Source organism: Pseudomonas sp. RU47, from assembly GCF_004011755.1.
Classification (GTDB): domain Bacteria; phylum Pseudomonadota; class Gammaproteobacteria; order Pseudomonadales; family Pseudomonadaceae; genus Aquipseudomonas.
Map to the genome: position 1 here is coordinate 5,170,997 of NZ_CP022411.1, position 20,773 is coordinate 5,191,769.

Sequence of the window (20,773 nt, forward strand, 5' to 3'; positions counted from 1 at the left end):
CGACATGACTCAAGTAAACCTTGGCACCGCCAACGAATTCATTGCCCGTCACATCGGCCCGCGCGCCGGTGACGAGCAAGCCATGCTCAACAGCCTCGGCTTCGATTCCCTCGAAGCGCTGAGCGCCAGCGTCATCCCGGAAAGCATCAAGGGCACCAGCGTGCTTGGCATGGACGACGGCCTCAGCGAAGCCGATGCCCTGGCAATGATCAAAGGCATCGCCGGCAAAAACCAGCTATTCAAGACCTACATCGGCCAGGGCTACTACAACTGCCACACGCCGTCGCCGATCCTGCGCAACCTGCTGGAAAACCCGGCCTGGTACACCGCTTACACGCCGTACCAGCCAGAAATTTCCCAAGGCCGTCTCGAAGCGCTGCTGAACTTCCAGACCATGATCAGCGACCTCACCGGCCTGCCGATCGCCAACGCCTCGCTGCTCGACGAAGCCACCGCCGCTGCCGAAGCCATGACCTTCTGCAAACGCCTGAGCAAGAACAAGGGCAGCCACCAATTCTTCGCCTCGATCCACAGCCACCCGCAAACCCTCGACGTGCTGCGCACCCGTGCCGAGCCGCTGGGCATCGAAGTCGTTGTGGGCGATGAGCGTGAACTGACTGACGTGACGCCGTTCTTCGGCGCACTGCTGCAATACCCGGCGAGCAACGGTGATGTGTTCGACTACCGCGAACTGACCGAACGCTTCCACGCCGCCAACGCGTTGGTGGCCGTGGCCGCTGACCTGCTGGCCCTGACGCTGCTGACCGCCCCGGGTGAATTCGGCGCCGACGTCGCCATCGGTTCGGCACAACGCTTCGGTGTACCGCTGGGCTTCGGTGGCCCGCACGCCGCTTACTTCTCCACCAAGGATGCGTTCAAGCGTGACATGCCGGGCCGTCTGGTCGGTGTGTCGGTTGACCGCTTCGGCAAGCCGGCGCTGCGTCTGGCGATGCAAACCCGCGAGCAACACATCCGCCGCGAGAAGGCCACGTCGAACATCTGCACCGCGCAAGTGCTGCTGGCCAACATCGCCAGCATGTACGCCGTCTACCACGGCCCAAAGGGCCTGACGCAGATCGCCAACCGCGTGCATCACCTGACCGCGATTCTGGCCAAGGGCCTGACCGCGCTGGGCGCGAAAGTCGAACAAGCCAGCTTCTTCGACACCCTGACAGTAGCCACCGGCGCACAAACCGCTGCGCTGCACGACAAGGCGCACGTGGCGCAGATCAACCTGCGCGTGATCGACGCTCAGCGTCTGGGCCTGTCGGTCGACGAAACCACCACGCAGGCTGACATCGAAACCCTGTGGGGCCTGTTCGCCGACGGCAAGACCCTGCCGGACTTCGCCGTCCTCGCCGCTTCGGTTCAAAGCACTATCCCTGCTTCGCTGGTACGCCAGTCGCCAATCCTCAGCCACCCGGTGTTCAACCGTTATCACTCGGAAACCGAGCTGATGCGCTACCTGCGCAAACTGGCCGACAAGGATTTGGCACTGGATCGCACCATGATCCCGCTGGGCTCGTGCACCATGAAACTCAACGCTGCCAGCGAAATGATCCCGGTGACCTGGGCTGAATTCGGTGCACTGCACCCGTTCGCCCCGGCCGCGCAAAGCGCCGGTTACCAGCAACTGACCGACGAACTGGAAGCGATGCTCTGCGCCGCCACCGGTTACGACGCGATCTCGCTGCAACCGAACGCCGGTTCGCAAGGTGAATACGCTGGCCTGCTGGCGATCCGCGCCTATCACCAGAGCCGTGGCGATGAGCGTCGCGACATCTGCCTGATTCCGTCGTCCGCCCACGGCACCAACCCGGCCACCGCCAACATGGCCGGCATGCGCGTGGTCGTGACCGCGTGCGATGCGCGTGGCAACGTCGACATCGAAGACCTGCGCGCCAAAGCCATCGAACACCGCGAACACCTCGCTGCGCTGATGATCACTTACCCGTCGACCCACGGCGTGTTCGAAGAAGGCATCCGCGAAATCTGCGGGATCATTCATGACAACGGCGGCCAGGTGTACATCGACGGCGCCAACATGAACGCGATGGTCGGCCTCTGCGCCCCGGGCAAGTTCGGCGGCGATGTTTCGCACCTGAACCTGCACAAAACCTTCTGCATCCCCCACGGCGGTGGCGGCCCGGGCGTAGGCCCGATTGGCGTCAAGTCGCACCTGACGCCGTTCCTGCCGGGCCACGGCCAGATGGAGCGCAAGGAAGGCGCGGTCTGCGCAGCACCGTTCGGCAGCGCGAGCATTCTGCCGATCACCTGGATGTACATTCGAATGATGGGCGGCGCCGGTCTGAAGCGCGCTTCGCAGCTGGCGATCCTCAATGCCAACTACATTTCCCGTCGCCTCGAAGAGCACTATCCAGTGCTGTACACCGGCAGCAACGGTCTGGTGGCGCACGAGTGCATTCTCGATCTGCGTCCGTTGAAAGACAGCAGCGGCATCAGCGTTGATGACGTCGCCAAGCGCCTGATCGACTTCGGTTTCCACGCGCCGACCATGTCGTTCCCGGTTGCGGGCACGCTGATGATCGAGCCGACCGAAAGTGAATCCAAAGAAGAGCTGGATCGCTTCTGCGACGCCATGATCCGTATCCGCGAAGAAATCCGCGCGGTGGAAAACGGCACGCTGGACAAGGACGACAACCCGCTGAAGAACGCGCCGCACACCGCTGCGGAACTGGTTGGCGAGTGGACCCACCCGTACAGCCGCGAGCAGGCCGTTTATCCGGTTGCGTCGTTGATTGAAGGCAAATACTGGCCACCGGTCGGTCGCGTCGACAACGTGTTCGGCGATCGCAACCTGGTGTGCGCCTGCCCGTCGATCGAAAGCTACGCTTAATTGAATGAGGGGCGTTTTAATCGCCCCGATTTCTGCAACACCACAGATCCCCCTGTGGGAGCGAGCCTGCTCGCGAAAGCGTAGTGTCAGTTAATGAAAGGTTGGCTGACACAGCGCTTTCGCGAGCAGGCTCGCTCCCACAAGGGATCTGCAACCGATTTCGGACTTTCGCCAATTCCTATAACAAGAAACCGGAGAACCACTCATGTCGTTAAGCGTGTTCGACCTGTTCAAGATTGGCATCGGCCCCTCCAGTTCCCACACCGTCGGCCCGATGCGTGCTGCTGCGCGTTTCGCCGAAGGTCTGCGCCGTGAAAACCTGCTGACCACCACCGCCAGCGTTCGCGTCGAGTTGTACGGTTCCCTCGGCGCTACTGGTAAAGGTCACGGCAGCGACAAAGCCGTGCTGCTCGGCCTCGAAGGCGAACATCCCGATACCGTCGATACCGAAACCGTCGCCGCACGCCTGCAAGAAATTCGCGGCAACGGCCGACTGAATCTGCTCGGCGAACACAGCATCGCGTTCAACGAGAAAGAACACCTGGCGATGATCCGCAAGCCGCTGGCCTATCACCCCAACGGCATGATCTTCCGGGCCTTCGATGCGGCGGGGATTCAGATCCGCAGCCGCGAGTACTACTCGGTCGGTGGTGGTTTTGTTGTCGATGAGGACGCGGCCGGCGCCGATCGCATCGTCGAAGACGCCACACCGCTGACCTTCCCGTTCAAAAGTGCCAAGGACTTGCTCGGTCATTGCGCCACCTACGGTCTGTCGATCAGCCAGGTGATGCTGACCAACGAAAGCGCCTGGCGCCCCGAAGCGGAGACCCGTGCCGGCCTGCTGAAAATCTGGCAAGTGATGCAGGACTGCGTTGCCGCCGGTTGTCGTAACGAAGGCATTCTGCCTGGCGGTTTGAAGGTCAAACGTCGTGCGGCAGCGCTGCATCGGCAACTGTGCAAGAACCCGGAATCAGCGTTGCGCGATCCGTTGTCGGTGCTCGACTGGGTCAACCTCTACGCCTTGGCGGTCAACGAAGAAAACGCCAATGGCGGCCGCGTGGTCACCGCACCCACCAACGGTGCAGCGGGGATCATTCCGGCGGTACTGCATTACTACATGCGCTTTATCCCCGGTGCGAATGACGACGGCGTCGTGCGCTTTCTGCTGACCGCGGCGGCCATCGGCATTCTCTACAAGGAAAACGCCTCGATCTCCGGCGCCGAAGTCGGTTGTCAGGGTGAAGTCGGTGTTGCCTGCTCAATGGCGGCTGGCGCGTTGTGTGAAGTGCTCGGCGGCAGTGTTCAGCAAGTCGAAAACGCCGCAGAAATCGGCATGGAACACAACCTCGGCCTTACCTGCGACCCGATTGGCGGACTGGTGCAAGTGCCGTGCATCGAGCGCAATGCGATGGGTTCGGTGAAAGCCATCAACGCGGTACGCATGGCCATGCGTGGCGACGGCCAGCATTTCGTCTCCCTCGACAAAGTCATCCGCACCATGCGCCAGACCGGCGCCGACATGAAAAGCAAATACAAAGAGACCGCCCGCGGCGGTCTGGCGGTCAACATTATCGAATGCTGACCACGAAACGTAACTAGCCCCCCTCTCCCTCCGGGAGATAAACGTACCTAACTCCCTCTCCCTCTGGGAGAGGGCTGGGGTGAGGGGCTTTTGATCTTGATCTTAATCTAGCCCCATACCCCCAAACTCAAATTTTCAAGGAGCCACGCATGTCCACCGAACAACTGTCGAAAACCCCGCTGCACGCTCTGCACATCGAACTCGGCGCCCGCATGGTGCCGTTCGCCGGCTACGACATGCCGGTGCAATACCCGCTCGGCGTAATGAAAGAACACCAACACACCCGTGAACACGCCGGGCTGTTCGACGTCTCGCACATGGGCCAGATCCGCCTGACCGGTGCCAACGCCGCCAAAGCCCTGGAAAGCCTGGTGCCAGTGGACATCATCGACCTGCCGGTGGGCATGCAGCGTTACGCGATGTTCACCAACGACAACGGCGGCATTCTCGATGACCTGATGGTTGCCAACCTCGGCAACGACGAACTGTTCCTGGTGGTCAACGCCGCGTGCAAGGATCAGGACCTGGCTCACCTGCAAAAACACATCGGCGATCAGTGCACCATTACGGCGCTGTTCGAAGAGCGCGCACTGCTCGCACTGCAAGGTCCGGCAGCGGTCACTGTGCTGGCGCGCCTGGCTCCTGACGTGGCGAAGATGACCTTCATGCAATTCAACCGCGTGTCGTTGCTGGGCGTGGATTGCTTCGTCAGCCGCTCGGGCTACACCGGTGAAGACGGTTTCGAAATCTCGGTACCGGCCGCCGATGCGGAAAAACTCGCGCGCGCCCTGCTCGCCGAACCGGAAGTTCAGGCTATCGGCCTCGGTGCTCGCGACTCGCTGCGCCTGGAAGCCGGCCTGTGCCTGTATGGCCACGACATGAACACCGAGACCACGCCAATCGAAGCCAGCCTGCTCTGGGCGGTCTCCAGGCCACGTCGCGCTGATGGCGCGCGGGCCGGCGGTTTCCCCGGTGCGGAAAACGTTTTCGCCCAGCAACAGAATGGCGTCGCACGCAAACGCGTCGGCTTGCTGCCACAGGAACGCACGCCAGTGCGTGAAGGTGCAGAAATCGTCAACGAAGCCGGCGAGATCATCGGCAGCGTGTGCAGCGGTGGCTTTGGTCCGACCTTGGGCGGGCCGTTGGCGATGGGTTACCTCGACAGCGCTTATGTCACCCTCGACACACCGGTTTGGGCCATCGTGCGTGGGAAAAAGGTGCAAATGCTTGTAAGCAAAATGCCATTTGTTCCACAACGCTACTATCGTGGTTGATTGACTGTTTCTATAAGTAACGCGATTGCGTAATGCGTGCACTAATGTGTAACGCAATCGCCACAAAAAAGTGCATTTTCTAACAATCGATTCGAATATGAAATTTGCTTATAACGTTCGAAAACAATTGAACAAGCGAATCGTCTAAGCCCGCACTAGTGAAAGGATTAACTTGCTCAAGCTCAGTAAAACCGGGGGCTTCGCAGGGCTTGTTTTTTCTCCCGTAGTTGGCGTAGAGTTTGTCCACTGTGTTTGCATGGGTCAGCTTTGAATCGTGACCTGGGCAGTAGCCTACAAGTTAGCTACATCCCGTTCGACGTCTTCTTACTCTCCTGCAACCAGCCCCAGTACTCTTTCATGTGAAAGAGACTGTCATCAATTTTTGCGTCAAAGGAAATAAGAAATGTCCACACGTCAGAGCGGTACCGTCAAGTGGTTTAACGACGAGAAAGGTTTTGGTTTTATCACTCCAGAAAGCGGTCCGGATCTGTTCGTGCATTTCCGCGCCATTCAGGGCAACGGCTTCAAAAGCCTGAAAGAAGGCCAGAAAGTGACCTTCGTTGCTGTGCAAGGCCAGAAAGGCATGCAGGCTGACGAAGTACAAGCAGAAGCCTGATCTTCTGTTACGAAAAAGCCCCTGATATTGATATCAGGGGCTTTTTTGTGCGCGCGAATCCGTAAAATGGCGCTTCAATTTGCGTCCAGAGGCTGCCATGTCGAAAAACCTGCTCACCCCACAGGGCGATTTTCCTGCCGTTGGCCTTGGCCGGCGTCTGGCTGCGATGTTCTATGACTTTCTGCTGTGCACCGCTCTGCTGATCGTCACCGGATTCGTTTACAAGTTGATCCAGGCAGCGATCATCGGCGAAGAACGTCTGCGGGTGATGACCGACGCCGGGCAACTGGACGGTGATCCGCTCTACTCGACGGTGCTGGTGTTGGTGCTGTTCGCATTCTTTGCAAAATTCTGGACCCATGGCGGGCAGACACTGGGCATGCAGGTGTGGGGCATTCGCGTACAGAACGCCAATGGCACCGCGATCAGTCTGTGGCAGGCGCTGTTGCGGTTTATGGTGTCGATTGCGTCGTGGCTGTGCGTGGGGCTGGGATTCTTCTGGTCGCTTTACGACAAGCAGAAGCGCACGTGGCATGACATCTATTCCGATACCCGCGTCGTCCGGGTCCCGAAGAAGACCAAATAATTTCCAGACTCTGAAAACCACTGTGGGAGCGAGCCTGCTCGCGAAGGCGGCGTATCAGTCGATTTCAATGGTGACTGATACACCGCTTTCGCGAGCAGGCTCGCTCCCACAGGTTTTGTGGCGCTTTTCAGAATTCAGGCGTTACCGGCCAGCTTCATACGCGCAGCCTGAGTGAAATCCAGCATGCGCTTCAACGGCCGAATCGCCTGCGGAATCAACGCCGGATCGACAAAGATCTCGTTCGTGCCTTCCTTCAAGCTCTTCAGCGTGCGCTCAAGGGTGTTCATGGCCATCCACGGGCAATGTGCGCAACTGCGGCACGCTGCGCCGTTACCGGCGGTTGGCGCCTCGATGAAGACCTTGTCCGGGCACAGCTGCTGCATCTTGTAGAAGATGCCCCGGTCGGTGGCCACGATCAGCGTCTTGTTCGGCAGGCTCTGCGCGGCAGCGATCAACTGGCTGGTGGAACCGACGGCATCCGCCAGCTCGATCACTGAGGTCGGCGACTCCGGGTGCACGAGGATCGCAGCATCCGGGTACAACGCTTTCATGTCTTCGAGCTGCTTGGACTTGAACTCTTCGTGAACGATGCAGGCACCGTCCCAGAGCAGCATGTCAGCGCCGGTCTTGCGCTGAATGTAGGTGCCGAGGTGTTTGTCCGGGCCCCAGATGATGGTCTCACCGTTGTCCATCAGGCTTTCGACGATCTCCAGCGCGCAACTCGATGTCACCACCCAGTCAGCCCGCGCTTTCACAGCAGCGGACGTATTGGCGTAGACCACCACCGTGCGCTCCGGGTGCTGATCACAGAACGCCGAGAACTCGTCGACCGGGCAACCCAGATCCAGTGAGCAGGTCGCTTCGAGGGTTGGCATCAGCACGCGTTTTTCCGGGTTGAGAATCTTCGCCGTCTCGCCCATGAACTTCACGCCGGCGACCACCACGGTTTTGGCCGGGTGAGCGTTGCCGAAGCGGGCCATTTCCAGGGAGTCAGAGACACAGCCACCGGTTTCTTCGGCCAGAGCCTGAATCACCGGATCGCAATAAAAGTGGGCCACCAGCACCGCGTCCTGAGCCTTGAGCTCGGCGGCGATGGCGGAACGGTAATAAGCCTCTTCCTCAGCCGTCAGCGGTTTGGGCTGTTTGGCATCGAGGTGGGCTTGAACCAGAAGGCGTTCGGAAATCTGCGTCATGTTCGCAAGACCTGCAGGCGCGTTCGCGCGAAAGTCGAGTATACACCCGGCTCCGGACCGCTTGAGGGTACCGCCGGGAGAGTGAGTATTATCAGGCACGGACAGCGTTGAAGCTGCGCAAGGCTACAGAATATCCCGTTGATACAAAAGATGATTCTGACCTGCGTCAGCGCTGCGAGTATTGAAATAACGCATAGCGAAATTACAGGCAAAAAAAAACCCGGAAATCCTCACTTTCGTGGGCCTTCCGGATTTTCTAAACCGCCAAATATGGTGGGTCGTGTGGGATTCGAACCTACGACCAATTGGTTAAAAGCCAACTGCTCTACCAACTGAGCTAACGACCCGCTGTGTGGTGGCGCGTATAATACTGATTTTTAAGGACTATTCAACACCTTTTTGAAAATAATCAAAAATAAGGTGTTGGATCGTCCACACCAGCTGCCGCGAAGCCCTCTGCGCGCAGGCGGCAGCTGTCGCATTTGCCGCACGCGCGGCCGTCATCGTCGGCCTGATAGCAGGACACGGTGAGGCCATAATCAACGCCAAGCTTCACGCCCGCCTGAACGATCTGCGCCTTGCTAAGGTTCTGCAGGGGCGCCTGGATGCGGAAGCCATTGCCTTCGACGCCCGCCTTGGTCGCCAGATTGGCCATACGCTCGAACGATTCGATGAACTCCGGACGGCAATCCGGATAGCCCGAGTAATCCACCGCATTAACACCAATGAAGATATCGCGGGCACCGAGCACTTCCGCCCAACCCAATGCCAGCGACAAGAACACCGTATTACGCGCCGGCACGTACGTCACTGGAATGCCTTCGCCCAGCTCTTCTGGAATCTCGATGCTGGTGTCAGTCAGGGCCGAACCGCCCATGCCATTCAGGTTCAGGCCGACTACTTTGTGCTCAACCACGCCCAGGTCGCGGGCGACGCGTGCAGCGGCGTGCAATTCGGCATGGGAACGCTGACCGTAATCGAAGCTCATGGTGTAGCAGCTGTAGCCCTGCGCGCGCGCCATGGCTACAACGGTCGCCGAGTCCAGGCCACCGGACAGCAGGATGACCGCACGTTTTTCGGTGGTGTTCAGTTGTTCGGTCATATCAGCGCCCCGGCTCGTCGTTCCAAAGATATTTATGCAGCTGCAATTGCAAGCGTACCGGCAGGTTGTCCGCCACCACCCAATCCGCCAGATCGCGGGCATTGAGGTCATGGTGACTTGGGGAAAACAGCACTTCGCCGGCACGTCGATCGAGACCGTACTGAATCAGTTTGGAGACGGCCCAGTCATAGTCGTCCCGCGAGCAGATAACAAACTTCACCTGATCGTTGGGCGTCAGCAGTTCGATGTTCTCGTAACGGTTGCGATGGGCTTCTTTCGAATCCGGTGTCTTCAGGTCGACAACGCGACTGACGCGCGGATCGACAGCCGAGACGTCGAGGGCGCCGCTGGTTTCCAGCGAGACCTCGTAGCCGGCATCACACAGCTGTTTGAGCAAAGGAATGGCGTTCGGCTGTGCAAGCGGTTCACCACCGGTGACACAGACGTAGCGCGGACGAAATCCGGCCACTTGCTCGAGGATATCGTCGAGGGTGCGCACAGTGCCGCCACTGAACGCGTAGGCGCTGTCGCAGTATTGGCAACGCAATGGGCAACCGGTCAGGCGCACAAAAACCGTGGGCAGCCCGGCAGTCCGCGTTTCCCCCTGCAAAGAGTAGAAAACTTCAGTGATTCTCAATGTGTCTTGCATAGTCGCCACGGGCGTAACAGCTAAACAGGCTGTCCGCCTCCGTCAGGCACTTCAGGCAATCCCGCCAACGCGTAGACCGCAAGAAGCGTGTTTCAGAAAAAGGGCGTGAATTCTAACGAAAAAACCCGCGACAAGCGCGGGTTTCTTCCAAACGGGTCAAGCGTGCTTACATGCGTTGCAGATCGCGTTGAGCCAACTGAGCGGCGGACGTGCCCGGGTATTGGGCCACCACCTGCTGCAGAATGCCTTTGACCTTGTCGGTATGACCGAGGCGGCGCTCTACATCAGCCAGCTTGTACAGCGAATCCGGCACTTTGGCGTGCTTGGGATACAGCTGCGAAACCTTGGCGAAAGCCTGACCTGCGCCTTGCAGATCGCCTTTGGCCAGATTGACTTCGCCCAGCCAGTACTGGGCGTTGCCCGCGTATTGGCTGTTCGGGTATTTGCGCAGGAAAGCGGCAAAAGCCTGGCTGGCCTTGTCGAAATCCTTGGCTTTGATCAGGTCGAAAGCGGCATCGTAATACAGCTTTTCCTTGGCCGGATCACCCGGTTCGCTGCTTGCAGCAGGTGCCTGGGCAGCAGCCCCGGCGCCAGCGGCAGCACCGGCAGCAGCACTTGCATCGCCACCGGCAGAAGAATTCTCAGGAGTCGCGGCAGGTGCAACGCCGGATCCTATGCGCCGATCAAGATCCTGGTATCGCTCCAGGGATTCCTGCTTCATGCGCGCAACCTGATTCTGCAGTTCTTCAATCACACCTTGCTGACGCGATATCTGATCCTGCATTTGTTGCAGTTGGTTGAACAGCATGCCTTGTGCCGAGGCAGGGGCCGAAGCCGCTCCCCCGGCATAGGCGCCGTTCGTACCGTAACCTGCAGGCGGATAACTGCTCCCGCTATTGTTATAACCGGAGTTGTCATCGACCACAGGAACCGCAGCCCACGCCGCAAGCGGCGCGAGGCTGAGAGCCAGAACAGTTACAGCACGACGGCACGTTCGCATATCGAATTACTTACGCAGTTCGACGCGACGGTTTTGAGCCCAGGACTGCTCGTCGTTGCCGGTAGCAACTGGACGCTCTTCGCCGTAGGAAACCAGTTCCAGCTGAGCTGGGGAAACACCTTGCAGTACCAGGTAGCGCTGAACGGCTTTCGCACGACGCTCGCCCAGTGCCATGTTGTACTCACGAGTACCACGTTCGTCGGTGTTGCCTTCCAGAACAACGCGAGCGCCGTTTGCTTTCAGGTCTTTGGCGTGAACGTCCAGAGCGCGCATGGCTTCTGGCTTCAGGTCCGAGCTGTCGTATTCGAAGTAGAAGGTGGTGATTGCGCGCAGAGCAGCTTCTTCGCTCAGGGAACCGTCAACGGCACCAGTGTTTGCGCCGTAACCAGCGTTTGGATCAACAGCGCCTTCACCGGCGTTGTCGCCGCCTTTGGACGAGCAACCTACAGCTACAGCCATGGCCAGAGCCAGCGCAGCAAATTTACCAAACTTCAGCATTTCCATCGTGAAACTCCTAATGAACCCCAGTGTGTTAAGTAAAACGTGTAGCGCCCGCTCACTTCAGGTAAGGGGACCAGGACGGTTCTCTGACTTCGCCTTGAGCGGTAGGAAGCGGGAGCCTAACGCGTCCATTAATGGACACGAGCATCAAGACTCCCCGGCCCTGTTGGCGGGTGGCGTAGATTACCATGGTGCCGTTGGGCGCAACAGTAGGTGACTCGTCCAGAGTGCTATCAGTGAGGATCTTTACACTCCCTCGCTGCAGATCCTGAGCTGCCACCTTGAAATTGGTGAAGCCATCCTGACGATGGATCATCACCAAAGTCTTTTCATCTGCCGAAAGTTTCGGGTTGGCGTTGTAGTTACCTACAAACGTTACACGCTCGGCACCACCGCCACTGGCGCTGGTTTTGTAGATCTGAGGCTTGCCGCCGCGGTCCGAGGTGAAGTAGATGGTCGAACCATCCTTGCCCCAGTACGGTTCGGTGTTGATGCCAGGACCTGCGGTCACACGGGTGATCTGGCGCGAAGCCAGGTTCATCACGTAAATGTCCGGGTTACCGTCCTTCGACAGTACGAACGCCAGGCGATCACCGTTCGGCGACCAGGCTGGTGCACCGTTCAGGCCTTCGAAGTTGGTGATCTGTTCACGGCGACCGGTGTCGATGTTCTGCATGAAGATACGCGGACGCTTCTGCTCGAACGACACGTAGGCAATGCGCTTGCCATCCGGTGCGAAACGCGGCGACAGGATCGGCTCACGCGATTGCAGCAGAGTTACAGCACGAGCACCGTCATAGTCCGAACGCTGCAGGGTGTAACGGGTGTTCTTCTCGGAGAAGCGTTCAGCCGTCACATACAGCAGGCGAGTCGAAAACGCACCTTCGATACCGGTCAGCTTCTGGAACGACTGGTCGGAGATAAAGTGCGCCATGTCACGCAGTTGCTCGGTCGTACCGGACACACTGCCGTCGGCCACTTTCTGTTCGGTGGCCACGTTGAACAGTGCCCACTGCACTTGCAGGCGACCGCCGGCTGGCGCAATGCTGCCGACCATCATGTATTGAGCACCCACCGCCTTCCAGTCACGGAAGATGATTTCGCTCGGCTGGCTTGGCTGGCTGATCATGTTTTGCTTTGGAATCGGCGAGTAGTAGCCCGAGTTGCGCAAATCGTTACCGATGATTTCAGCCATGTCATCCGGCAGCACGGCACCGCCCTGCATGCCGAACGGTACGACGGCGATCGGGGTAGCCCGATCGCTGCCGCTGGTAACCAGAATGTTTTTCTCATCCGCCATCGCGATCCCTGCCATGCAGCAGATCACGACCAGCATTCCTCGAAGAAGGTTTCTCACAAGGCTAGATCCTCAGGTGTGAATGTCATCTTGAATGAACGATACGGAGCGAAATCGCTCGGCTTCATTCCCTGCATTTCTGTCAAACGTCCAATATTCTTCACTGCCGCGACTGCCGACGCATCGAACGGACCATCACCACTGGACTTGGCCACGCTGACCGAAGTCACCGTACCGTCCGGCAACATGCCGATCTGCAGCACAACGGTCATGCCTTTGCGTGCCGAAGGTGGACGGGCCCACCCCTCTGCTGCTCGCGCACGAATCAGGTCATCGAAACTGCCCGCGACTTCGTCACCCTGCTCATCAGCCAAGGCCTGCTGGCGCTGCGGCGTGTCGGAAAGCAGATCGGCCAAGGCCTGAGCCTTTTTGTCTTCGGTCGATTTACGTGCCGCATCCTGCGCTTTCTTCTTCGCAGCATCGGCAGCAGCTTTCTTCTTCGCTTCGTCGGCGATTTTCTTCTTCGCCTCTTCAGCTTCAGCTTTCTTCTTGGCGTCTTCGGCGGCTTTCTTCTTCGCGTCTTCGACGATCTTCTTCTTGGCTTCTTCAGCAGCGGCTTTTTTGGCCTCTTCTTCAGCAGCCTTTTTCGCTTCTTCTTCAGATTTCTTCTTGGCTATATCAGCCAATTGTTTCTCTTCGGCCTTTTTGGCTTCGGCGGTCTTCTTGGCTTCGTCGGCTTTTTTGGCTTCGTCAGCCTTTTTCGCCTCGTCTGCTTTTTTCGACTCGTCGGCCTTCTTGGCTTCCTCGGCTTTTTGAGCCGCTTCTTCTTTCTTTTGTTCCGCAGCGGCCTTGATCTCTTCCTGCTCGACCTTCTTCTGCTCCATCTGCTCGACTTCGGTCTGGCGCGCGGCGGATTTCTTCGCCTCACCCGCAATCTTCTGATTGGTCTGGGTGGTTGCCTGACTTTTCGATTTCAGTTGGTAGAGGGTCGCCTGGACAATCGGTTTGGCCGGCGGCAGCTCTGGTGTAAAGGCAAAACTGACGAACAGCATGCCGAACACCAGCACGTGCAGGACAATCGCCAGAACACTAGGCCAGAAGTAGCTTTCCGAGGCGGACGGCTCTCGCTGTTGCTGCATCAGGGGGCCTCGGTAATCAAACCAACATTACCGACCCCGGCTTTCTGCAACCCGCCCATGGCGCCCATGACGGAACCGTAGTCGACGGTTTTGTCACCGCGGATGAAGACCTGGGTACGCTTGCCGCCTTCAGTGCCGGCACGAATGATCTTGGTCACCGCGTCGGTCATTTGCGGCAGGGTCATGGCCCTGTCCTGTTGCTTCTCGGTATCGACTTCGCTGCCAAGGTTCCAGTAGTAGGTCTTGTCAGCCTTGATCGAAATGGTCAGGACCTGAGTGTTGTTGTCCTGCGGCAAGGCTTCGCTGGAAACCTTGGGCAGATCAACTTTCACGCCCTGATTGAGCATCGGCGCGGTCACCATGAAGATGACCAGCAGCACCAACATCACGTCGATGTAAGGCACCACGTTCATCTCGGCGACCGGCTTGCGCTTTTTGCGAGCTCGAGCGATTAAAGCCATTGGAAATTACCTGCTTATTCTTCGCTGGTGTGCACTTTGCGGTGCAGGATCGCCTGGAATTCATCGGCGAAGGTGTAGTAGCGGCCCAACAAGGTTTCGCTGCGAGCGGCGAAACGGTTGTAAGCGATTACCGCAGGGATCGCGGCAAACAGACCGATCGCTGTGGCGATCAGGGCTTCAGCGATACCCGGAGCCACAGTGGCCAGGGTTGCTTGCTGGGCGCTGGCCAGACCGCGGAAGGAGTTCATGATGCCCCACACGGTACCGAACAGACCGATGTACGGGCTGACCGAACCGACCGTGGCGAGAAACGGCAGGCTCTGCTCCAGTTTCTCTTCTTCGCGGGAGATGGCGACGCGCATGGCACGGGCCACGCCTTCCATGACTGCTTCAGGGTCGACACCCGGCTGCTGGCGCAGACGGGAGAACTCCTTGAAGCCGGCACGGAAAATCTGCTCCACGCCCGAATCCGGATCCGGGTTGCTGCCCGCCTGACGGTACAGTTTGGACAGGTCGATACCCGACCAGAAGCGCTCTTCGAAGCTCTCCAGGGCGCGTCGACCGGCACGCAGCAGATTGCTGCGCTGAAAGATCATGATCCATGAGGTCACCGATGCGGCTACCAGGGTCAACATTACCAACTGCACCACGATGCTGGCATTGCTGACCAGGCTCCACATGGAGGAATGGTCGACGACGTTAGCTTCCACGCTTTATCTCCTGCTTTGAGTGTGTACCCGGGCCGACCGCGTCGGCAAAGGCCGCACGCAAGTCTTCGGGAAGGGCCCGGGGTTTCAAACTGTTAGTGCGCACACAGGCCACCAAAAACTGCCCCTCGCAGAGCAGCACATTATCCGTAGCCCGCCTGACCTGCTGTTTGAAGCGCAGGCTGGCACGGTTCAATTCGATTACTTCAGCGCTTACCAGCAGTTCATCGTCCAGTCGCGCCGGCGCGTGATAGCGCGCTTCGCTGGAGTGCACGACAAACAACAGGTCCTCCCCGGCAAGCTGCGATTGGGCAAAGCCCAGCTCGCGAAGCCGCTCGGTTCGAGCCCGTTCCATAAACTTGAGGTAATTAACGTAATACACGATGCCGCCCGCATCGGTGTCCTCGTAATAAACGCGACAACGATGTGCGAACGGCTCAAGCCCGTTTTGCGCGCGCATACTCTAGTGCTTACTCCTCAGGTTGCCAATCCGGCCAGGCAACTGTTTTTCATGGTTTCAGAGCTTTACCGTAAAAGTACCGTCCTCTGACAGTACAAACCCTGAATAAATCGACAACAAATGTGTATTAGTCGTCCACGGCATCGAGAAACTCGTCTGCCACGGGCATTTCACCCATTCGTGACGGAATGTTTAAACCGAAGTGCAGGTACGCATGCCGCGTCACCACCCTGCCCCGCGGTGTGCGCATGATGTAGCCCTGCTGAATCAGATACGGTTCCAGCACATCTTCAATGGTGTGACGTTCTTCACTGATCGCAGCGGCGAGGCTGTCGATACCGACCGGGCCGCCATCGAACTTCTCGATCATGGTCAGCAGCAGACGCCGGTCCTGATGATCGAAACCGTGTTCGTCGACATCCAGCAGGTTCAGCGCCAGATCCGCCACCGCTTTGGTGATATGGCCCTTGGCACGCACTTCGGCGAAGTCGCGCACCCGGCGCAGCAGGCGGTTGGCAATACGCGGCGTGCCACGGGCGCGACGAGCGATTTCGAAAGAACCTTCCGGATCCAGTGGCAAACCGAGGATGGCCGCCGAACGGCTGACAATCGTCGCCAGATCGGCCGTGCTGTAGAACTCAAGACGCTGGACGATACCAAAGCGGTCACGCAACGGATTGGTCAACATGCCGGCGCGGGTCGTTGCACCCACCAGAGTAAACGGCGGCAGATCAAGTTTGATCGAACGCGCTGCCGGCCCTTCGCCAATCATGATGTCGAGCTGGAAATCTTCCATCGCCGGATACAGCACCTCCTCAACGATCGGCGACAGACGATGGATTTCGTCGATGAAAAGCACATCGTGCGGCTCAAGGTTGGTCAGCAATGCGGCCAGATCACCAGGACGCTCCAGCACCGGGCCGGACGTGCTCTTGATCGACACGCCCATTTCCTGGGCAATGATGTTGGCCAGCGTAGTCTTGCCCAGACCCGGCGGGCCGAAGATCAGCGTGTGGTCGAGGGATTCGCTACGACCACGGGCAGCCTGGATGAACAGTTCCATCTGCTCGCGCACGGTCGGCTGACCAATATAGTCGGCCAGACTGACCGGACGAATCGCGCGGTCCTGGACTTCTTCGCGCTCGCGCGGGCTGTGCGCGGCGGCGATCAGACGATCAGCTTCAATCACTTAAATCATTCCCTTCAGGGCGCGGCGGATCAGGTCTTCACTGCTCAAATTCTTGTCCTTGATGGCGGTAATCGCTTTGCTCGCTTCCTGCGGCTTGTAGCCCAGGGAAATCAGCGCGCTGACCGCATCGTTCTCGGCGGTGTTGACCGGCGCTGGGCCGTCCGGCTGGTTCGGGACGAGCGCGAACATCGCCGGCGAGGTTTCCCAGGCCTTGAAGCGATCCTTGAGTTCGACCAGCAGACGCTCAGCGGTTTTCTTGCCGACACCCGGCACCTTGGTCAGGGCCGAGGTGTCCTGAGACTGCACGCAGCGGATCAGTTCGTCGACTTCCAGACTCGACATCAAGGCCAGCGCCAATTTCGGCCCGACACCATTGAGACGGATCAACTCGCGAAAAAAGTCTCGCTCACGCTTGCCGGCGAAACCATAGAGTAATTGCGCGTCTTCGCGTACGACCAAATGGGTGTGCAAGGTCAGCGGTTCACCGACCGACGGCAGACGATAAAGGGTGGTCATGGGCACTTCCAGCTCATACCCGAGGCCGTTTACATCCAGAATCAGGTGCGGCGGCTGTTTCTCAGCCAGGGTGCCGCGCAAGCGTCCAATCACGTTTCAGATCCTTGAGCGTTGGCCAGCCGTGGGCTGGCGACTGTCGAAAGGCGGATTCCGGGCCGACGACCCAGGCGCAGGAAATCCGCTTTCAGGAAAATTGATGCTGATGCTATCAGAGACGCAGGCGCCCGCCACGACTGCGTGCCGTTCCCAAACCGTGCGGCAGCAGACTGGAGCGGGTGTGCGCATGGCAAATGGCAATGGCGAGGGCGTCCGAGGCATCGATTTGCGGTTTGCTGGTCAGCTTGAGCATGTGCATGACCATCATCTGCACTTGTTCTTTATTGGCGGCGCCGGTGCCGACCACGGCCTGTTTGACCTGAGTGGCGGTGTACTCGGCAATCTCCAGGCATTCTTCAGCGCCGGCGACAATTGCCGCTCCGCGCGCCTGCCCCAGCTTCAGCGCCGAATCGGCGTTTTTCGCCATGAACACTTTTTCGATGCCCATGGTCACCGGGCCGTAGGTCTGGATGATCTCGCGTACGCCGCGATAGACGATTTGCAGGCGCTCGTGCAGCTCGCCGGCGCCAGTGCGAATGCAACCCGAGGCCACATAGATGCAGCCGCCACGCCCGGTATCGCGAACAATCCCGTAACCGGTAATGCGCGAACCGGGGTCGATACCAAGAATTAAAGTCATAACGCCTGCAGATTCGGTAAAAGCACGATTTTCAAATCAACCCATAACAAATGTGGGAGCGAGCCTGCTCGCGAAAGCGGTTTCATCATCAGCAACGATGTTGCCTGAAAATCCGCCTTCGCGAGCAGGCTCGCTCCCACATTGAATCGTAGTCGCTCTTAACCGAGCTGAGCGGCCACGTCTTCCGGAATATCAGCGTTGGAATAGACGTTCTGCACGTCATCCAGATCTTCAAGCATGTCGATCAGCTTGAGCACCTTTTCCGCACCTTCCAGATCCAGCTCGGCGCTGGTGGTTGGCTGCATGACGATTTCCGCATCATCGCCCTTGAACCCGGCGGCTTCCAGCGCGTTTCGCACCGCATAGAAACTGGTGAACGAGGTGAACACATCGATCGAGCCGTCTTCGTGGCTGACCACGTCATCGGCATCGGCTTCCAGCGCCGCTTCGGTCAGTGCGTCTTCATCAACGCCCGGCGCGAAGCTGATCTGGCCTTTGCGCTCGAACAAATAAGCCACCGAACCGTCGGTGCCGAGGTTGCCACCACACTTGCTGAACGCATGGCGAACGGCTGCCGCAGTACGGTTGCGGTTGTCGGTCATGCACTCGACCATCACCGCTACACCGCCCGGGCCGTAACCTTCGTAGGTCAGCTCTTCAACGTTGTCGGCTTCGGTGGCACCGGCGCCACGCGCGACGGCGCGGTCAATGATGTCGCGGCTCATGTTCGCGCTCAGCGCTTTATCCAGCGCCAGACGCAGACGCGGGTTGGAGCCCGGATCACCGCCGCCCTGACGGGCCGCAACGGTCAGCTCGCGGATCCACTTGGTGAAGATCTTGCCTCTCTTGGCATCCTGACGTTCTTTGCGGTGCTTGATGTTCGCCCACTTGGAATGACCTGCCATAACTCGCTCCGAATTCTCTTTGAAACGTTGCCCGCCCTGCACATGCAGCGGCCAGCAAACAAAAAATCTCGACCTGCTCTCTATAGATAGAAAAAAGGCGCATCCGAAGATGCGCCTTCAGGCCCGTCTTACTCAGCCTTTGGCGTTTCGCGCAAACGAATGTGCAGTTCGCGCAGTGCCTTGGCATCCACCACACCCGGTGCCTGCGTCATCACGTCGGCAGCACTCTGGGTTTTCGGGAAGGCGATCACTTCACGGATCGACTGGGCGCCGGTCATCAGCATTACCAGACGGTCCAGACCGAAGGCCAGACCACCGTGCGGCGGTGCACCGTACTTCAGCGCGTCGAGCAGGAAGCCGAACTTCTCTTCCTGTTCCGCTTCATCGATACCCAACAGACGGAAGACCGACTGTTGCATCTCTTTGCGGTGGATACGGATCGAACCGCCACCCAGCTCAGTGCCGTTCAGCACCATGTCGTACGCGCGGGACAGAGCGCCAGCCGGGTTGGCTTCGAGCTCTTGCGGCGTGCACTTTGGCGCGGTGAACGGGTGGTGCAGCGCCGAGAAGCTGCCGTCGTCGTTCTCTTCGAACATCGGGAAGTCGACGACCCACATTGGCGCCCACTCGCAGGTCAGCAGCTTGAGGTCGTGACCGAGCTTGATGCGCAGTGCGCCCAAGGCTTCGCTGACGATCTTGGCCTTGTCGGCGCCGAAGAACACGATGTCGCCATCGACTGCGCCAACGCGATCAAGGATCACGTTCAGCTTGTCTTCAGGGATGTTTTTCACGATCGGCGATTGCAGACCTTCAACACCGGCTGCACGCTCGTTGACCTTGATGTACGCCAGGCCCTTGGCACCGTAGATGCCGACGAACTTGGTGTAGTCGTCGATCTGCTTGCGCGGCATGCTCGCCCCGCCTGGAACGCGCAGTGCGGCGATACGGCATTTCGGATCGTTGGCCGGGCCGCTGAACACTTTGAAATCGACTTCTTTGAGTTGATCGGCAACGTCGACCAGTTCCAGCGGGTTGCGCAGGTCTGGCTTGTCGGAACCGTAACGGCGCATGGCTTCTTCGAAGGTCATGTGCGGGAAATCGCCGAATTCCAGACCCAGCACTTCCTTGAACAGGTTGCGGATCATTTCTTCGGTCAGGCCCATGATCTCTTTTTCATCGAGGAAGCTGGTCTCGATGTCGATCTGGGTGAATTCCGGCTGGCGGTCAGCGCGCAGGTCTTCGTCGCGGAAGCACTTGGCGATCTGGTAGTAACGGTCGAAACCGGCAACCATCAGCAGTTGCTTGAACAGCTGCGGCGATTGCGGCAGGGCGAAGAACGAACCAGCGTGAGTGCGGCTTGGCACCAGATAGTCACGTGCACCTTCAGGGGTGGCACGGGTCAGGATCGGCGTTTCGACGTCGAGGAAACCGTTCTCGTCGAGGAAGCGACGGATGCTGGTGGTCATGCGCGAACGCAGACGCAGCTTCTCGGCCATTTCCGGACGACGCAGGTCGAGGAAACGATAGCGCAGACGGGTTTCTTCGCCAACGTCGGAGAACTCGTTCAGCGGGAACGGCGGGGTTTCCGACTCGTTCAGCACTTCCAGTTCGTAGCCCAGCACTTCGATCATGCCCGACGCCATGTTGGCGTTGGTGGCACCGGCCGGACGCAGACGCACCTTGCCGGTGATCTTCACGACGTACTCGCTGCGCACGCGATCGGCAGCGGCGAAGCTCTCGGCGCGATCCGGATCGAAAACCACCTGGGCCAGACCGTCACGATCACGGATATCGAGGAAAATCACCCCGCCGTGGTCGCGACGACGGTGAACCCATCCGCAAAGGGTAATTTCCTGGCCTTCCAGGCTTTCGTTCAGTTGGCCGCAATAGTGGCTGCGCATCATGGTAGTGGTTCGCTTCTCGTAATTCGAAATTCGGTAGAGATCCCGTCGCACACAAGCTGGGTGCGGCATCGGAAAACTCACGCGTGTCGTTCGACCTGG

General features: G+C 58.9%; 20 protein-coding genes and 1 tRNA gene. 5 read left to right on the plus strand and 16 right to left on the minus strand.

Features of this window, described 5'->3' with window-relative positions; translation table 11 throughout:
• Nucleotides 1–4 precede the first annotated feature (4 nt).
• The 5 genes from gcvP (at nucleotide 5) to CCX46_RS23630 (ending at nucleotide 6,915) form a co-directional block, all read left to right on the plus strand.
• Nucleotides 5–2,857, plus strand: coding sequence for an aminomethyl-transferring glycine dehydrogenase (gcvP, locus tag CCX46_RS23610; protein WP_127929512.1), 2,853 nt, complete (start codon nucleotides 5–7; stop codon nucleotides 2,855–2,857).
• 205 nt (nucleotides 2,858–3,062) lie between these two features.
• Nucleotides 3,063–4,439: an L-serine ammonia-lyase gene (locus tag CCX46_RS23615; RefSeq protein ID WP_127929513.1), complete on the plus strand. Its 1,377-nt coding sequence runs from the start codon at nucleotides 3,063–3,065 to the stop codon at nucleotides 4,437–4,439.
• 149 nt (nucleotides 4,440–4,588) lie between these two features.
• Nucleotides 4,589–5,713, plus strand: coding sequence for a glycine cleavage system aminomethyltransferase GcvT (gcvT, locus tag CCX46_RS23620; protein WP_127929514.1), 1,125 nt, complete (start codon nucleotides 4,589–4,591; stop codon nucleotides 5,711–5,713).
• Nucleotides 5,714–6,116: 403 nt separating this feature from the next.
• On the plus strand, nucleotides 6,117–6,329 hold the full coding sequence (locus tag CCX46_RS23625; protein WP_003227496.1) for a cold-shock protein: 213 nt from the start codon (nucleotides 6,117–6,119) through the stop codon (nucleotides 6,327–6,329).
• Nucleotides 6,330–6,426: 97 nt separating this feature from the next.
• Complete coding sequence (locus tag CCX46_RS23630) at nucleotides 6,427–6,915, plus strand: RDD family protein (RefSeq protein WP_127929515.1); 489 nt, start codon at nucleotides 6,427–6,429, stop codon at nucleotides 6,913–6,915.
• A 134-nt stretch (nucleotides 6,916–7,049) separates the two neighbouring features.
• On the opposite strand, the gene nadA is transcribed toward CCX46_RS23630, so the two are convergent.
• From nadA to aspS, 16 genes are all read right to left on the minus strand, one after another.
• Nucleotides 7,050–8,108: a quinolinate synthase NadA gene (gene nadA / locus CCX46_RS23640; protein WP_016773509.1), complete on the minus strand. Its 1,059-nt coding sequence runs from the start codon at nucleotides 8,106–8,108 to the stop codon at nucleotides 7,050–7,052.
• A gap of 271 nt (nucleotides 8,109–8,379) precedes the next feature.
• A tRNA-Lys gene (locus tag CCX46_RS23645) sits at nucleotides 8,380–8,455 on the minus strand.
• A 62-nt stretch (nucleotides 8,456–8,517) separates the two neighbouring features.
• On the minus strand, nucleotides 8,518–9,210 hold the full coding sequence (gene queC, locus CCX46_RS23650) for a 7-cyano-7-deazaguanine synthase QueC (RefSeq protein ID WP_127929516.1): 693 nt from the start codon (nucleotides 9,208–9,210) through the stop codon (nucleotides 8,518–8,520).
• Nucleotide 9,211: 1 nt separating this feature from the next.
• Nucleotides 9,212–9,859, minus strand: a complete 648-nt coding sequence (queE, locus tag CCX46_RS23655; RefSeq protein ID WP_007912722.1) for a 7-carboxy-7-deazaguanine synthase QueE — start codon at nucleotides 9,857–9,859, stop codon at nucleotides 9,212–9,214.
• A 166-nt stretch (nucleotides 9,860–10,025) separates the two neighbouring features.
• Entirely contained in the window at nucleotides 10,026–10,859 is an 834-nt protein-coding gene (gene ybgF, locus CCX46_RS23660) for a tol-pal system protein YbgF (RefSeq protein ID WP_007912724.1), read from the minus strand.
• Nucleotides 10,860–10,865: 6 nt separating this feature from the next.
• The gene (gene pal, locus CCX46_RS23665) at nucleotides 10,866–11,363 is read right to left on the minus strand and encodes a peptidoglycan-associated lipoprotein Pal (RefSeq protein WP_003178634.1); all 498 of its coding nucleotides are present in this window, start codon (nucleotides 11,361–11,363) and stop codon (nucleotides 10,866–10,868) included.
• 52 nt (nucleotides 11,364–11,415) lie between these two features.
• The gene (gene tolB, locus CCX46_RS23670) at nucleotides 11,416–12,696 is read right to left on the minus strand and encodes a Tol-Pal system beta propeller repeat protein TolB (RefSeq protein ID WP_016983828.1); all 1,281 of its coding nucleotides are present in this window, start codon (nucleotides 12,694–12,696) and stop codon (nucleotides 11,416–11,418) included.
• Nucleotides 12,697–12,713: 17 nt separating this feature from the next.
• Nucleotides 12,714–13,796, minus strand: coding sequence for a cell envelope integrity protein TolA (gene tolA, locus CCX46_RS23675; protein ID WP_016983827.1), 1,083 nt, complete (start codon nucleotides 13,794–13,796; stop codon nucleotides 12,714–12,716).
• Entirely contained in the window at nucleotides 13,796–14,248 is a 453-nt protein-coding gene (gene tolR, locus CCX46_RS23680; RefSeq protein ID WP_161806672.1) for a protein TolR, read from the minus strand. The genes tolA and tolR overlap by 1 nt, the downstream gene beginning before the upstream one ends.
• A gap of 23 nt (nucleotides 14,249–14,271) precedes the next feature.
• Nucleotides 14,272–14,967 carry a protein TolQ gene (tolQ, locus tag CCX46_RS23685; RefSeq protein ID WP_008080223.1) on the minus strand — a complete coding sequence of 232 codons (696 nt, stop codon included), beginning with the start codon at nucleotides 14,965–14,967 and terminating at the stop codon, nucleotides 14,272–14,274.
• Entirely contained in the window at nucleotides 14,957–15,424 is a 468-nt protein-coding gene (ybgC, locus tag CCX46_RS23690) for a tol-pal system-associated acyl-CoA thioesterase (RefSeq protein WP_064119107.1), read from the minus strand. The genes tolQ and ybgC overlap by 11 nt, the downstream gene beginning before the upstream one ends.
• 127 nt (nucleotides 15,425–15,551) lie before the next feature.
• A complete protein-coding gene (gene ruvB / locus CCX46_RS23695; protein WP_016983825.1) occupies nucleotides 15,552–16,613 on the minus strand; it encodes a Holliday junction branch migration DNA helicase RuvB in 1,062 nt (353 codons plus the stop codon).
• Nucleotides 16,614–17,222 (minus strand): Holliday junction branch migration protein RuvA, encoded by a 609-nt coding sequence (gene ruvA, locus CCX46_RS23700; RefSeq protein ID WP_003227522.1) that lies wholly within the window; start codon nucleotides 17,220–17,222, stop codon nucleotides 16,614–16,616.
• Between the two features lie 115 nt (nucleotides 17,223–17,337).
• Nucleotides 17,338–17,865, minus strand: a complete 528-nt coding sequence (gene ruvC / locus CCX46_RS23705; protein WP_007962095.1) for a crossover junction endodeoxyribonuclease RuvC — start codon at nucleotides 17,863–17,865, stop codon at nucleotides 17,338–17,340.
• A gap of 158 nt (nucleotides 17,866–18,023) precedes the next feature.
• Nucleotides 18,024–18,770: a YebC/PmpR family DNA-binding transcriptional regulator gene (locus CCX46_RS23710; RefSeq protein WP_007912738.1), complete on the minus strand. Its 747-nt coding sequence runs from the start codon at nucleotides 18,768–18,770 to the stop codon at nucleotides 18,024–18,026.
• Nucleotides 18,771–18,898: 128 nt separating this feature from the next.
• Nucleotides 18,899–20,674, minus strand: a complete 1,776-nt coding sequence (gene aspS / locus CCX46_RS23715; RefSeq protein WP_038366634.1) for an aspartate--tRNA ligase — start codon at nucleotides 20,672–20,674, stop codon at nucleotides 18,899–18,901.
• Nucleotides 20,675–20,773: the final 99 nt, after the last annotated feature.